Origin of the sequence: Streptomyces olivochromogenes (assembly GCF_001514115.1) — a bacterium.
In the GTDB taxonomy this organism is placed as follows: domain Bacteria; phylum Actinomycetota; class Actinomycetes; order Streptomycetales; family Streptomycetaceae; genus Streptomyces; species Streptomyces olivochromogenes.
In genome coordinates this window covers 22,788-36,960 of record NZ_KQ948453.1, presented here as the reverse complement: position 1 = coordinate 36,960, position 14,173 = coordinate 22,788, and the positions used below count along the sequence as shown (strand labels likewise).

General features: G+C 71.1%; 13 protein-coding genes and 1 pseudogene. 4 read left to right on the top strand and 10 right to left on the bottom strand.

Annotated features, from left to right (window positions below):
• Window positions 1-201: 201 nt before the first annotated feature.
• The 4 genes and pseudogenes from AQJ27_RS09780 to AQJ27_RS09765 all read left to right on the top strand — a co-directional run.
• Window positions 202-870 (top strand): hypothetical protein, encoded by a 669-nt coding sequence (locus AQJ27_RS09780; protein ID WP_067364933.1) that lies wholly within the window; start codon window positions 202-204, stop codon window positions 868-870.
• Between the two features lie 106 nt (window positions 871-976).
• Entirely contained in the window at window positions 977-1,570 is a 594-nt protein-coding gene (locus tag AQJ27_RS09775; RefSeq protein ID WP_067364930.1) for a DUF6529 family protein, read from the top strand.
• Complete coding sequence (locus AQJ27_RS09770) at window positions 1,567-2,004, top strand: Rieske (2Fe-2S) protein (protein WP_067364928.1); 438 nt, start codon at window positions 1,567-1,569, stop codon at window positions 2,002-2,004. Before AQJ27_RS09775 ends, AQJ27_RS09770 begins: the two co-directional genes overlap by 4 nt.
• A gap of 19 nt (window positions 2,005-2,023) precedes the next feature.
• Window positions 2,024-2,809, top strand: a pseudogene (locus tag AQJ27_RS09765) (nucleotidyltransferase domain-containing protein); the annotation flags it as partial.
• Here the strand turns inward: AQJ27_RS09765 and AQJ27_RS09760 are convergent.
• From AQJ27_RS09760 to AQJ27_RS09715, 10 genes are all read right to left on the bottom strand, one after another.
• Window positions 2,705-3,490, bottom strand: coding sequence for a nucleotidyltransferase domain-containing protein (locus tag AQJ27_RS09760; protein ID WP_425275197.1), 786 nt, complete (start codon window positions 3,488-3,490; stop codon window positions 2,705-2,707). The pseudogene AQJ27_RS09765 and the gene AQJ27_RS09760 overlap by 105 nt on opposite strands.
• Window positions 3,491-3,515: 25 nt before the next feature.
• A complete protein-coding gene (locus tag AQJ27_RS09755) occupies window positions 3,516-4,541 on the bottom strand; it encodes an ADP-ribosylglycohydrolase family protein (protein WP_067364922.1) in 1,026 nt (341 codons plus the stop codon).
• Window positions 4,538-5,281 (bottom strand): NUDIX hydrolase, encoded by a 744-nt coding sequence (locus AQJ27_RS09750; protein ID WP_067364920.1) that lies wholly within the window; start codon window positions 5,279-5,281, stop codon window positions 4,538-4,540. Before AQJ27_RS09750 ends, AQJ27_RS09755 begins: the two co-directional genes overlap by 4 nt.
• Before the next feature lie 295 nt (window positions 5,282-5,576).
• Window positions 5,577-6,749 (bottom strand): pseudouridine synthase, encoded by a 1,173-nt coding sequence (locus tag AQJ27_RS09745; protein ID WP_067364918.1) that lies wholly within the window; start codon window positions 6,747-6,749, stop codon window positions 5,577-5,579.
• Window positions 6,749-7,405 (bottom strand): SMC-Scp complex subunit ScpB, encoded by a 657-nt coding sequence (gene scpB / locus AQJ27_RS09740; RefSeq protein WP_067364916.1) that lies wholly within the window; start codon window positions 7,403-7,405, stop codon window positions 6,749-6,751. The genes AQJ27_RS09745 and scpB overlap by 1 nt, the downstream gene beginning before the upstream one ends.
• A complete protein-coding gene (locus AQJ27_RS09735) occupies window positions 7,402-8,553 on the bottom strand; it encodes a segregation and condensation protein A (protein WP_067364915.1) in 1,152 nt (383 codons plus the stop codon). The genes scpB and AQJ27_RS09735 overlap by 4 nt, the downstream gene beginning before the upstream one ends.
• A gap of 18 nt (window positions 8,554-8,571) precedes the next feature.
• Window positions 8,572-9,141: a hypothetical protein gene (locus AQJ27_RS09730; protein WP_067364913.1), complete on the bottom strand. Its 570-nt coding sequence runs from the start codon at window positions 9,139-9,141 to the stop codon at window positions 8,572-8,574.
• Window positions 9,126-10,253, bottom strand: a complete 1,128-nt coding sequence (locus AQJ27_RS09725) for a ParA family protein (RefSeq protein WP_075027827.1) — start codon at window positions 10,251-10,253, stop codon at window positions 9,126-9,128. Before AQJ27_RS09725 ends, AQJ27_RS09730 begins: the two co-directional genes overlap by 16 nt.
• A gap of 423 nt (window positions 10,254-10,676) precedes the next feature.
• Window positions 10,677-11,801 (bottom strand): alanine dehydrogenase, encoded by a 1,125-nt coding sequence (gene ald, locus AQJ27_RS09720; protein ID WP_067364910.1) that lies wholly within the window; start codon window positions 11,799-11,801, stop codon window positions 10,677-10,679.
• A 165-nt stretch (window positions 11,802-11,966) separates the two neighbouring features.
• Window positions 11,967-14,075 (bottom strand): tetratricopeptide repeat protein, encoded by a 2,109-nt coding sequence (locus tag AQJ27_RS09715; RefSeq protein WP_067364908.1) that lies wholly within the window; start codon window positions 14,073-14,075, stop codon window positions 11,967-11,969.
• Window positions 14,076-14,173 lie beyond the last annotated feature (98 nt).

The following is a 14,173-nucleotide window of genomic DNA, read 5'->3' as shown; positions in this document are numbered from 1 at the left end:
TTTCGGGAAGTGTCTGGGGAGTGTCGTTCGGGAGTGCGACCGGGAGCAGGCCACCGCCAGGCCCGGACCTCCGCCAATGTCACCTGAATCGCCCTATTCCGCCACTTGTAGTGAGAACACGCCCGTGCGCCTCTGGACGCCGGGGCACGGGTCCGCTCTCATGGCAGGAGACTCGCCTCGGGGGAGGCCCGCATGGCCCGTATGAAACGCCCAGGACCGCTGCTCACCCTTCTGGCGGGGCTCCTGCTCGCCGTGTTCATGCTGACGCTCAACGCGACGACGGGGACGAAGAACGCGTCCTCGTCGTCCCCGGAGGCCTCACCCAGCGCCACGCCGCAGGCGAGCCCGCCACCCACCGGTGCGCCGTCGTCGTCGAGCCCCCCGCCCCCTTCGAAGAGCGCGCCGCCGAACGCCGACTACGCGGGCCGCACCGACGACAACTCCTCCGCGGTCGCCGTCTCCCTGCGGGGCGGCAAGGCGATCGCGTACTTCTGCGACGGCCGGAGCAAGGAGTCGTGGCTGAAGGGCGACGTCAAGGACGACGGCACCATGAAGCTCACCGGCAAGCACGGCGCCGAACTGAACGGCACGCTCAAGGACGGCAGGAGCATCCGCGGCACCGTCGACCTCGGCGGGCAGCGCTACGCGTTCACCGCCGACAAGGCGGTCAAGCCGTCCGGGCTCTACCGCGCGACCGCCACGGTGCGCGGCGCCAAGCTCGACGGCGGCTGGATCGTGCTGCCCGGCGGCAAGCAGGTGGGCATCCTCGACCGGGACGGCAAGCCCGCGGCGGCGCCGACGATCGACCCTCAGACCGGCACCGTGACGGTCGACGGACAGACACTCACCGCCTCGCCCGTCACTCCATGACCCGTCACTGCATGACCCGTCGCTTCAAGACCCGCGACCCCAAGACGCGTTACTCCAACACCCGTTCGTGAACCCTTTCCTGGCCCTTTCCTGATCGGGAGCCGATATGACCGTGGATCCGAACGCCGCCACCCAGGGCTTCCCCCCTCCCCCTCCCCCGCCCGCCGTCCACCGCCGCCCGGGCGCGGCCCGCTATCTCGCCCCCGCCCTGGTCGCCGCGGCGGTCGCGGTCGCCCTCGGCGCCTACGGCAAGGCGCACCACCCGGCGGGGACCGCCTTCAACCTCGCGGGGTTCAGCAGCACGAGCGCGGTGAAGTCGTGGCTGGCGACGACGGCGTTCGCCTTCGCCCTGGTCCAGTTGGTCTCGGCGTTCATGGTCTACGGGAAGCTGCCGGGACCGAGCTGGGCGCCGACGCTGCACCGCTGGTCGGGACGGGTCGCGTTCCTGGCGGCGGTGCCGGTCGCGGTGCACTGCCTGTACGCGTTGGGCTATCAGACGTACGAACCGCGGGTCATGTGGCATTCGCTCCTGGGTTGCTTCTTCTTCGGTGCATTTAGTGCCAAAATGCTCTTGCTCCGCTCGGAGCGACTGCCCGGCTGGCTGCTGCCCCTGGTCGGAGGACTCGTCTTCGTCGTCCTCACGGCCATCTGGCTGACGTCGGCTCTCTGGTTCTTCCGTACGTTCGGAGTGACGACATGACGAACCCCCCGGCGCGGCGCACGGTTCTCGGAACGGGCGCGGCCTTCCTGCTCGCGGGGTGCAGCAAGTACGGCGACAGCAACAGTTCGTCGGCGGCCTCCCCCACCGCGACCCCCTCCCCGATCGCCTCCTCCAAGCCCTCGGCCGGCAAGGAACTCGCCAAGAAGAGCGACATCCCGGTCGGCGGCGGCAAGGTCTTCAAGGAACAGAAGATCGTGGTCACCCAGCCGAAGAAGGACGAGTTCAAGGCCTTCTCGGCGATCTGCACCCATCAGGGCTGCACGGTGAACAAGGTCGCCGACGGCACCATCGACTGCCCCTGCCACGGCAGCAAGTACCGCATCACCGACGCCTCGGTGGTCGCGGGCCCGGCCCCGCGTCCACTGCCCGCGGAGAAGATCACGGTGAAGGGAAAATCGATCTTCCTGGCGTGAGCGGGCACGTACGCTCCAGGACATGCATTCCGAGACCCCGGTGTCCCTGGTGCGCGACCACACGATCTACTCCTGCGTGATGGGTTCGCGCGCCTTCGGGCTGGCCACGGACGGCAGCGACACGGACCGCCGGGGCGTGTTCCTCGCGCCGACCCCGCTCTTCTGGCGCTTCGAGAAGCCTCCGACACACATCGAGGGGCCGGCCGAGGAACAGTTCAGCTGGGAACTGGAGCGCTTCTGCGCCCTCGCGCTGCGCGCCAACCCGAACATCCTGGAGTGCCTGCACTCCCCCCTCGTCGAGTACGTCGACGACACGGGTCGCGAGCTCCTCGCCCTGCGCGAGGCGTTCCTCTCCCGCCGGGCGCACGACACGTTCGCCCGCTACGCGCTGGGTCAGCGCAAGAAGCTGGACTCCGACATCCGGCAGCACGGCGCCCCGCGCTGGAAGCACGCCATGCACCTCCTGCGCCTCCTCATGAGCTCCCGTGACCTGCTGCGCACCGGCGCGCTGACGATCGACGTCGGCGCGCAGCGCGAGGCGCTGCTCGCGGTGAAGCGCGGCGAGGTGCCGTGGTCGCAGGCCGAGGCCTGGATGTCCCGGCTGGGAACCGAGGCGGACGAGGCGGCCACCCGCAGCCCCCTGCCCGCCGAACCGGACCACGCCCGCGTCGAGGACTTCCTCCTGCGCACCCGCCGCGCCTCAGCCCTCCGCGCGGACTGCGAAGCCCCCCGGACCCTCCAGCCGGACCCGGACGACGAACGCGTGCAGGGCGTCGTACGCGGAGGGGGCGTCCGGCAGCGCTGAGGCGTCCTGCGCCCGGTCCAGCACACCGTGCAGCCGCTCCACGTCGGCCGCCACACGCGCGTGGTCGACGTCCGCGTCCCCGTGCTCCCGCTCCGCCTTCGCCGCGATCAGGTCGGGCAGATACACGGGAGCCTCCCCGACCTGCGCGACCAGCGTGCGCAGATCGGCCTGCACCTCGCCGCCGCGCATCAGATGAATGCCGGTGAGCAGCACCCGGAACGTGTAGAGCAGCGGCTTGAGTTCACCGGTCTTCTCGAAGAGCCGCCACTGGGTCGCCGCGAAACCCCGGTAGTGGTGGGCGTGGTGGGAGGTGAGGACTCCGGGGGCGAGCGAGACCAGCTCGCGGTGCGCCTCTCCGGTGTGCACGACCAGGGGCGAGAGCAGTTGTTCCAGCACATAGCCGTTGCGCCGCAGCATCAGCCGTACGAACTTGCGCAGGTCGTGGGTGACGAGGTCCATCTCGACGCCGCCCCGGTCCCACATCCGCGACCGGGTCTCCTCCGGCTCGCGCAGGCCGACCAGTTCGGCCGTCGGCAACAGGTGCACACCCCGCAGGTCGACATCCGAGTCGCGTGACGGGAAGCCGTACAGATGCGCCCCGGAGACGGTGGCGAACAGCACCGGATCGGGCTGCTCGGCCACCACGCCCGCGAGGTCGATGTCCAGGACGTCGTCGATCATCGCTCAAGCATCCCAGAGCCGTCTCTCAGGCATCCCAGAGCGCCCCCAGCGACATGAGGTCGCTCTGGTACTCGATGCGGTCGGCCCACTCCGTCGGCCAGGCGTCGGAGCCGTGGTGGGCACCGGCGAACGCGCCCGTCAGACAGGCGATGGAGTCGGAGTCGCCGGAGGTGCAGGCGGCGCGGCGCAACGCGGTGACGGGCTCGTCGACGAACTGCAGGAAACAGAGCAGTCCGGTGGCCAGCGCCTCCTCGGCGATCCAGCCCGCGCCGGTGGCCAGGCACGGGTCGCTCTCGGGCGAGGCGGTGCGCACGGCGTCCTGAAGCCGGTCGAGGACCTCCAGGCACTCGTCCCAGCCGCGTTCGATGAAGTGCTCCGGTGTCGGGTCCTGGCTCCGGGTCCACAGGTCGCCGAGCCAGCGGGAGAGGTAGCGGCCGCGGTTCTCCCGGGCGTACGAGCGCAGGAGGCCGATCAGTTCGGTCGGCTCGGCGCCTGCGGCGAGCAGCCACACGGCGTGGGCGGTGAGGTCCGAGGCGGCGAGCGCGGTGGGATGGCCGTGGGTGAGCGCGGCCTGCAACTGCGCGGCGCCCGAACGCTGTTCGTCGCTCAGCCCCCGTACGAGCCCGACCGGCGCCACCCGCATGTTGGCCCCGCATCCCTTGGAGCCGATCTGGCTGGCCTCCTGCCAGGGCCGGCCCTCGGTCTTCAGAAGGTCGCAGGCCACGAGGCAGGTGCGGCCGGGCGCGCGGTTGTTGTCGGGCGACTGGTACCAGTCCACGAACTCCTCGCGCACCGGCCCTTCCATTCGCAGCGGTGTGAGCAGGCCGCGGTCCATCGCCGACCGCAGCCCCCGCCCCAGCGCCAGCGTCATCTGCGTGTCGTCCGTGACGATCGCGGGCCGCGGCAGCTTCATCTCCCGCCAGGGGCCGAACTTGGCCAGGATCGAGGGGACGTCGTTGAACTCGGTCGGGAAGCCCAGCGCGTCGCCGAGGGCGAGGCCGAGCAGGGATCCGGTGGCGGCGTGCTTCGCGAGCGTCGGGGTGGTGGTCATGAGGGCCGTCCTTCCGAAGGGGGACGCAGCAGGGGTGGCTGCAGGGCGGTGGCGCCGCCCGCGCGGTAGAGCGCGGCGGGTTTGCCGCGGCCTCCGGTGAGGCGTGCGGCCCCCGGTACCGGTTCGACGAACCCGGGCGTGGCGAGGACCTTGCGCCGGAAGTTGGGCCGGTCGAGGACGGCGCCCCACACCGTCTCGTAGACCCGCTGCAGCTCACCGAGGGTGAACTCGGGCGGGCAGAAGGACGTGGCGAGACAGGTGTACTCGAGCTTGGCGCCGACGCGTTCGTGGGCGTCGGCGAGGATGCGCTCGTGGTCGAAGGCGAGCGGGCCGACCGAGCCGTACGGCAGCCAGCGGGCCTGCGCCGCGTCACCGCCGCCGTGCGGCTCGGGAGGGTCGGGGAGCAGCGCGGCGAACGCGACGGAGACGACCCGCATTCTCGGGTCGCGGTCGGGTTCGCTGTAGGTCCGCAGCTGTTCCAGGTGGAGGCGGGAGAGGTCCGGGATGCCGGTCTCCACGGCGAGTACACGCCGGGCGGCCGTCTCCGCGGATTCCTTCGGCAGCACGAAGCCGCCGGGCAGTGCCCAGCGGCCGGCGTACGGTTCCTGCCCCCGTTCGACGAGCAGCACCTCGAGTTCGCCCGCGCGGACGGTCAGGACGGCGAGGTCGACGGTGACGGCGAAGGGCTCGAAGGCGTACTTGTCGTAGCCCTCGGGAGCGAGGCCTCCCCTTGCGCGCAAGTCACCCGCCCCCGGTTCCGCACGAGTTCATGGCCGGTAATGGCCGGCACGAGTAATAGTCAGTACGAGTAATAGTCAGTACGACTATAAAAAGCCGAACCGCGCCCTACAAGACCTAGGGCGCGGTTCTCGGCACATCCGTGTTCTCGGCGTTCTCGGCGTTCTCGGCTTCTCGGCGCATCCGCGACGGAAGCCCTCAGCGGCCTCTGGAGCGCGTCGGAGCCCGCCATGCTCCCCGAGGGCGCTGAAGGCGGGCGGAGGGCGCACAGCGCCCTCCAGAGCCGCCGGGCGGGGCCTAGAGATCGACCTCCTGCATGAGCATCCCGACCTCGGTGTTCGACAGGCGGCGCAGCCAGCCCGACTTCTGGTCGCCCAGGGTGATCGGACCGAAGGCCACGCGCACGAGCTTGTCGACCGGGAAGCCGGCCTCCGCGAGCATGCGGCGCACGATGTGCTTGCGGCCCTCGTGCAGGGTCACCTCGACGAGGTAGTTCTTGCCGGTCTGCTCGACGACGCGGAAGTGGTCCGCCTTCGCGTACCCGTCCTCCAGCTGGATGCCGTCCTTGAGCCGCTTGCCCAGGTCGCGCGGGATGGGACCCACGATGTGCGCGAGGTAGACCTTCTTCACGCCGTACTTGGGGTGGGTCAGCCGGTGCGCCAGCTCGCCGTGGTTGGTGAGCAGGATGACGCCCTCGGTCTCGGTGTCGAGCCGCCCGACGTGGAAGAGCCGCGTCTCGCGGTTCGTCACGTAGTCACCGAGGCACTGCCGGCCCTCCGTGTCCTCCATGGTCGAGACCACACCGGCGGGCTTGTTCAGCGAGAAGAACTGGTACGACTGCGTGGCCACGGTCAGCCCGTCGACCTTGATCTCGTCGTGCTCCGGGTCGACGCGCAGACCCTGCTCCAGGACGATCTCGCCGTTGACCTCGACCCTGGCCTGCTCGATCAGCTCCTCGCAGGAGCGGCGGGAGCCGTAGCCCGCACGCGCGAGCACCTTCTGCAGGCGCTCGCCCTCCTCCTCGGCGCCCGGGAAGGTCTTGGGCAGCTTGACGTCAGGCTTGCCCGCGTAACGGTCCCGGTTGCGTTCCTCGGCCCGCGTCTCGTACTCGCGGGAACGCGCGGGCTCCGTACGGCCGCCGCGCTGCTGGCCCTGCTTGGGGCCGCCCTTGGCGCCGCCGCGGGCCGCGTTGCCGCGCCCGGACTTCGGGCCTTCGTGGGACGCGGCGGGGCCTACGTCGTAGCGGCGCTCCTCGGGGCGGGGCTTGCCGGCGCGCTTCGGCTTGTCGTCGCGCCCTCCCGCGCTCCTCGGCTGGGAGCCGCCCCCACCGGTGCCGCGGGGGTTGCCGCTCCCGCCGGTCCCGCGGGGGTTGCCGCCTCCGCCGGTCCCGCGGGAACTACCGCCTCCACCGGTCCCGCGCGGGTTGCCGCGCCCGCTGTTCCTGCCACTGCCACTGCCACTGCTTCGCATCAAAGTTCCGTCGTCGTCGTGTCGTCTGCATCTGCATCCGGTGCATCCGGATCGAACGACGGGACCCCTTCCAGCGTCTCGGCCTCGATCGCGTCCGCCTCGGGGAGGAAGGGCGCGAGCTCCGGGAGCTCGTCCAGACCGCGCAGGCCCATTCGCTCCAGGAAGTAGTTCGTCGTCACGTACAGGATCGCACCTGTTTCGGGTTCCGTGCCCGCCTCCTCGACCAGACCGCGCTGCAACAGGGTGCGCATCACACCGTCGCAGTTCACTCCGCGGACCGCCGAGACCCGTGATCGGCTGACCGGCTGGCGGTAGGCGACGACCGCCAGGGTCTCAAGGGCCGCCTGGGTCAGCCGGGCCTGCTGCCCGTCGAGGACGAAGCGTTCGACGGCCGCCGCGTACTCGGGCCGGGTGTAGAAGCGCCAGCCGCCCGCGATGAGCCGCAGCTCGAAACCGCGGCCCTGGACGGTGTACTCGTCGGCCAGCTCCCGCAGCGCGTCCTTGATCTGCCGTTTGGGCCGCTCCAGGATCTTCGCGAGGTGCTCCTCGGTCGCGGGCTCGTCCACGACCATGAGGACGGCCTCCAGGGCGGGCTTCAGATCGAGGTCGGCGACGGTACGCAGGCCCGCCGGGGTGTCGGTGGTCTCCTGGTTCACGCCTTCTCCTCCTTGGCGCCGTCCTTGATCTTGTCGTCCTTGGTGTCGCCGTCCTTGGCCCGGTCGTCCGTGGCCACTTCCGGCGGGCGGTCGAACTCGTCCGTGACCCTCGGCTGGCCGTCGCCGTCGCCGCCCGTCCAGCGCACCATGAGCTCCCCGAGGGCCTCCTCCTGGTCGAGGGCGACGGCCTTCTCCCGGTAGAGCTCCAGCAGGGCCAGGAACCGGGCCACGACGGTGAGGGTGTCCTCGGTGTCCTCGACGAGGGCGCGGAAACTGGCCTCCCCGAGCTCCCGCAGCCGCGCCACCACGATCCCGGCCTGTTCCTGCACGCTCACCAGCGGGGCATGGATGTGGTCGACGTACACCTGCGGCTTGGGCTTGGGCTGCATCGCCTTCACGGCGAGCCTGGCGAATCCTTCCGCCCCGATGCTGATGACCACCTCGGGCAGCAGCTCGGCGTGGTGAGCTTCGAGCCCGACGGTACGCGGGTAGCGGCGGCCCTCTTCCTCCAGCCGGGCGTTGAAGATGTCCGCGATCTGCTTGTAGGCGCGGTACTGGAGCAGCCGCGCGAACAGCAGGTCCCGCGCCTCCAGCAGCGCCAGATCCGCCTCGTCCTCGACCTCGGCGGCCGGGAGCAGCCGGGCGGCCTTCAGATCGAGCAGCGTCGCCGCGACGACCAGGAACTCGGTCGTCTGGTCGAGGTCCCAGTCGGGCCCCATCGCCCGAATATGCGCCATGAACTCGTCGGTGACCTTGGACAGCGCCACTTCGGTGACATCGAGCTTGTGCTTCGAGATCAACTGAAGCAGCAGGTCGAACGGCCCCTCGAAGTTCGCGAGCCGCACCTTGAAGACCCCGTCACCGGCCGCGGCCTGCGCCGCAGGCTCGGGCGAAGGCTCGAGCGCCGTGTCCGCCGGAAGCTCGGGCGCCGTCTCCGCGGCGGCCTCGACGAGTTCCTCAGCGGGCTCGACGGACTCCTCGACCGACTCGGCTCGCCCGTCGACCGGCGGCCCCTCGGCCGACTCGTCGCGCTCCTCGGGCCGCCCGTCCCGCTCCTCCGTCGGGACCGGCGTCGCGCCGGGGCCCCGGCCCAGGACACGGCGACGGCCGCCGGAGCCGGCGGGGACAGAGGTGTCGTTCGAGGTCATAGCCGTCGCAGGCTACCGCTACCGCCCGCGAAGCCGTCGTACGAGGATGCTCGCGTCCCCGCGGGATTCAAGATCGGCGAGTACGACGGCGACCGCCTCGCGGACGATCCGGCCGCGGTCGACCGCGAGCCCGTGCTCCCCGCGGAGCACCAGCCGGGCGTGCTCGAGGTCCATGAGCTCCTCGGCGGACACGTACACCGTGATCTTCTCGTCGTGCCGCTCCCGACCGCTGGGCCGCCGGTTGGCGGCGCGGGAGCGCTTGCTGCCACGGGCGGGCTGGCCGCCCGCGCCCTCCTGCGTCGCCTGGCGCCGCGCCGAGCGCTCCGGGGCCGTACCCCGGCTGCGGGACTCTCCCGCGTCCGCCTCGGCGTCCGCCGCGACGTGTTCGTCGCCCTCGCCGTCACCGCCCCGCACGGGCACCGACTGCGGCGCGTCCTCCGCGACGGCGGCCGGGTCGCTCTCGCCGGCCGGAGCCGGTACCCGGGCCTCGCCGTTGGTCCGGCGGGTGGGGGTGGATGACTGGAGCGCCATGCCCCCGGTGGTACGGAACAGTTCGTCGGCCCCCGGCAGACTCACTCGGCGTGACACCGGGCGAGCACCTCCCTGGCGAGCTGGCGATAGGCGGCGGCACCGACGGAGTTGGAGGCGTACGTGGTGATCGGCTCACCGGCGACGGTGGTCTCCGGGAAGCGGACGGTCCGGCCGATCACCGTGTGGTAGACGTGATCGTCGAACGCCTCGACCACACGCGCGAGCACCTCACGGCTGTGCACCGTGCGGGAGTCGTACATCGTGGCGAGGATGCCGTCGAGCTCCAGCTCGGGGTTGAGCCGCTCCTGGACCTTCTCGATGGTCTCGGTGAGCAGCGCGACACCGCGCAGGGCGAAGAACTCGCACTCGAGCGGCACGATCACCTTGTGGGCCGCCGTGAGGGCGTTGACGGTGAGCAGGCCGAGCGAGGGCTGACAGTCGATCACGATGTAGTCGTAGTCGGCCATCAGCGGCTTCAGCGCGCGCTGAAGCGTGGACTCGCGCGCGACCTCGGACACCAACTGCACCTCGGCGGCGGACAGGTCGATGTTGCTGGGCAGCAGGTCCATGTTCGGGACCGCCGTCTTCAGGAGCACCTCGTCGGCCGCCATGCCCCGCTCCATGAGCAGGTTGTAGACGGTGAGGTCGAGCTCCATGGGGTTGACGCCGAGGCCCACGGAGAGCGCGCCCTGCGGGTCGAAGTCGACGAGCAGGACCCGGCGTCCGTACTCCGCGAGCGCGGCGCCCAGGTTGATGGTCGACGTCGTCTTGCCGACGCCGCCCTTCTGGTTGCACATCGCGATGATCGTCGCGGGGCCGTGGCTGGTCAGCGGACCCGGGATCGGGAAGTAGGGCAGCGGGCGTCCGGTCGGTCCGACGCGCTCACGGCGCTGACGGGCCGCGTCGGGCGCGAGCGTGGCCGCGTACTCCGGATCGGGCTCGTACTCGGCGTCGGGGTCGTAGAAGTGCCCCTCGGGCAGTTCGTCGTAGTCGGCGAAGTGGGTGTGGTTCCCGCCACTTCCGTTGCCGGCCATGGCGTTCACGTGATGGCCATCCATGCTCTGGTGTGCTGTCTGAGTCATCCGGGGACTCTTTTGCGCTGCGAAGGTTCGGACAGCGACGGAGCCGACAGCCTCGAGCCCCGTGGGGCCCTGGCCCCGCGCCGGCATTCCTGGTTGACCACCCCCGGGAGTAAATGTCGACTCATTCACAAGTCGTCTTACCTCCTTGGTGACCAGGAAACTTCTAGATAGGTCAGCGTGGCACCATGCCGACGGTTGGCGACTCTATGGCGTGTCACCGGTCCGCAGCAACACAATCCGCCGGACCCGACCCGATGTGTCGGCAACCGAACACCCCTCTGTCAAGGGCGTAAGGCCGTCGCACAGCAGGTTTCACGGGTGTGCGAATCGGTTGAAGGGTTACGTTCGTGGCGAGTTGAACGAGTGTCGCAAAGTGACCCGACACACACCCGGCCGGACCTCGCTGGGCAAGGTCCGGCCGGGTGCGGGGCGTTGACGACCTGTGTTGACGTATCGCCTTTTGCTGATTGATGGGTCAGCCGGCCACTCGTCCGGTCACCCTTCGGTGTCTCAGCCGAGCAGGGACTCCAGTTCGACGTGCTCCAGGCCGTGCGCCTCGGCGACCTCCCGGTACACGACCTTGCCGTCGTGCGTGTTGAGGCCCTTGGCCAGCGCGGGGTCGCGGCGCAGCGCCTCGGCCCAGCCACGGTTGGCCAGTTCCACGATGTACGGCAGCGTGGCGTTGGTCAGCGCGTACGTGGAGGTGTTGGGCACGGCGCCGGGCATGTTGGCGACGCAGTAGAAGACCGAGTTGTGGACCGGGAAGGTCGGCTCGGCGTGCGTGGTCGGGCGGGAGTCCTCGAAGCAGCCGCCCTGGTCGATCGCGATGTCGACAAGAACACTTCCCGCCTTCATCCGGGAGACCAGCTCGTTGGTGACGAGCTTCGGGGCCTTGGCGCCGGGGATGAGGACCGCACCGATGACGAGGTCGGCCTCGAGGCAGGCCTTCTCGAGCTCGAAGGCGTTGGAGACGACGGTCTGGATCTTCGTACCGAAGATCTTGTCCGCCTCCTTGAGCTTGTTGATGTCACGGTCGAGCAGGGTCACCTGGAAGCCCATGCCGATGGCGATCTGCGCGGCGTTCCAGCCGGAGACGCCGCCGCCGATGACGACCGCCTTGGCGGGCAGCACACCGGGGACACCGCCGGGCAGCACACCGCGCCCGCCGTTGGCGGCCATCAGGTGGTAGGCGCCGACCTGGGGGGCGAGGCGGCCGGCGACCTCGGACATCGGGGCGAGCAGCGGCAGCGCGCGGCTCGGCAGCTCGACCGTCTCGTACGCGATCGCCGTGGTGCCCGACTCCAGGAGCGCGTCGGTGCACTCCTTGGACGCGGCCAGGTGCAGGTAGGTGAAGAGGGTCTGGTCCTTGCGGAGGCGGTGGTACTCCTCCGCGATGGGCTCCTTGACCTTCAGCAGCAGGTCGGCGGCGGCCCAGACCTCGTCGGCGGTCTCCAGGATCTGCGCACCGGCGGAAACGTACTCGTCGTCCGTGATCGAGGAGCCGACACCGGCGTTCCGCTCGACGACGACCTGGTGGCCGTTGCGCACCAGCTCGTGCACACCGGCGGGGGTGATGGCCACCCGGAACTCGTTGTTCTTGACCTCGCGGGGGATGCCGACCTTCACGTCGATCACGGTCCTTGACTCAGAGGGTTCTGGGGCTATGCACGGCCGGGGCGATGCAAGCCGGGGCAATGCATGTCATACCCGGATACACGGGGGCGCACCGGGAGACACCACGGAAGAACGCGGCGGAGCCAGTCTAATGAAGGGGTTCTCTCTGTCTAGCCTTTCAATGCATCAATCTTCGACGGATGTACTACGGATTTCGCAGGCGTTAGCGTCTTGTTCCGTGCCTTCTGTGCCTTCTGGGTCCTCCATGGCCGTCGCGCTCTCCGGGAGCTCATCACCCAGCATGCGCTCGGCCGCCTTGCGGTGCAGTCGCGCCGCGGCGGGGTCGCCGAGCCGGTCCAGGGTGTCGGCCAGCCGCAGCTGCAGCGCGGCCTGCAGCCGGTGGTCCTCGGCGCGGCGCGCCCACTCGACCGCCTCGTGGCAGGTGCGCAGCGACTCCTCGGGCCGCCCTGCGTACTCCTGCACGCGCGCCAGCTCGCTCAACGCCCGCGCCTGCGCGGGCACATCGCCGTTCCTGCGGTGTCCGGTGACGGCGGCGCGCCAGTTGCGCAGCGCCTCGCCGTAGCGGCCCGCGTAGGTGTACGCGGTGGCGATACGGCCGTACAGCCGGGCGGCGTCCTCCCGCTCGTCCCGCGCCAGGCGCTGGGCGAGCGCCCTGCCGTACCAGTCGGCGGCCCGGTCGTGGTCCCCGAGCTCCTGGTGGGCGCCGCCTACGGATTCCATCGCGCGGCCGGTCGCGTACGGGTCGTTCGCCTCGCGTCCGGCGTCCAGGGCGGCCCGGTAGCGGGTCAGGGCGTCGGCCGTACGGCCGGTCTGCGCGTCCAGGTCGGCGAGGTTCAGCAGGGCCGCCGCCTTCTCGCGGGCCAGGCCCTGGCGCTCGGCGACGTCGAGGACGAGGCGGTGGATGCCGTACAGCTCGGGCGCCGCGGCCCGGGTGCCGAAGTGGGCGACCATCGCCCGCACCAGCGCGGCCATCAGCCGCCTGGCCAGGGTGTCCAGCTCCCCGTCCGCGACCGCGAGCCGGGCCGCGGCCAGCAGCGCGGGCTGCCGCAGGCGTAGCCAGTCCTCGGCCGCCCTGGGGGTCGGGAAGCGCAGTTCGCGGGGCAGCGCGGCGAGCTTCTCGCGGGCGGGCGCGTTGTCGGTCTCGGTGATGGCGCGGCAGGACACCAGCAGCCGTACGGTCCGCTCCAGCATCCGGGCGCGGGCCAGCTGCAGTTCGGCCGGGCGGTCCTGGCTCTCGGCGAGGGAGCGCAGCAGCGGCAGCAGGCAGCCGGGCACCTCGTACTGCGGCAGCGGCGACTCGACGGGCCGTACGAGGCCGAAGCCGACGAAGTCGTCCAGCGCGGCCCGTGCGGTGTCCACCGAGCAGCCGGCCAGCGCGGACGCGGTGTGCGGGTCGATGAGGCCGGCCGGGGCGAGCGAGAGCAGACGCAGTATCCGCGCGGCGGTGGCGGACAGCGCGGTGTAGACGAGGTGGAAGACCCGGCCGAGTGGGGTGCTCTCGTCGCCCTCGGTGCGCAGTTGTTTGGCGAGGTCGGCGACGGCCGAGGTGGGGCGGGCGGCGAGCCAGCCTCCCGCGAGGCGCAGGGCGGCGGGCTGACCGGCGCACTCTTCGACCAGTCCCTCGGCCGCGAGCGGGTCGACGGTGATGCGCACCGAGCCGGTGAAGCGGTCGAGCAGTTCGAGCGCGGACTTGGTGTCCAGGCCGCCCAGGGTGCAGGGGCGGACGTCCGCGATGCCGGTCAGCGGCCCGCCGGAGACCGCGACGACCAGGCACTCGGGGGTGTCCGGGAGCAGCGCGTCGACCTGCTCGGCGTCGGCCGCGTCGTCGAGCAGCAGCAGGACGCGGCGGGTGGCGAGGGCCTCGCGCACCGCCTCGCTCAGGTCGTCGGCGGCTGCCCCCGCCGGCGCGGGCAGCTCCAGGGTCCTCAGCAGCTCCCGCGCGGTGCGCTCGGTGGGCACGGGGGTGCCGTCGGGTTCGGTGAGCCGGGCGCGCAGCACCCCGTCCGGGTAACTCCCCGCAACCTGCCGTACGAGCTCCTCGGCGAGCGCGGTGCGGCCCGAGCCGGGCCTGCCGGCGATGAGCAGCACGCGCGCGCGAGGTGCCTTGCGGCCCGCGAGGGTGTCCAGGCCCGCGCGCTCGATGTCGGCCCTGAGTTCCTTCAACTCTCTTGTGCGGCCGAGGAACTGACCCTCCGTAGGAGCGGACCCGGCAGCCGGGCGCCGCCCCGCCGACGACACTTTCGTGCCGTCTGTGTCCACCGCCTGATCCGCCACGGGCCACGCTCCCGTCCCACTGCGCGCGCAAGCCCGCCGGGACTCCGGTTCGGGCGTTTCCAGAGCCTAGTTCACGCTCTGCGACGATCCGGGCGGAG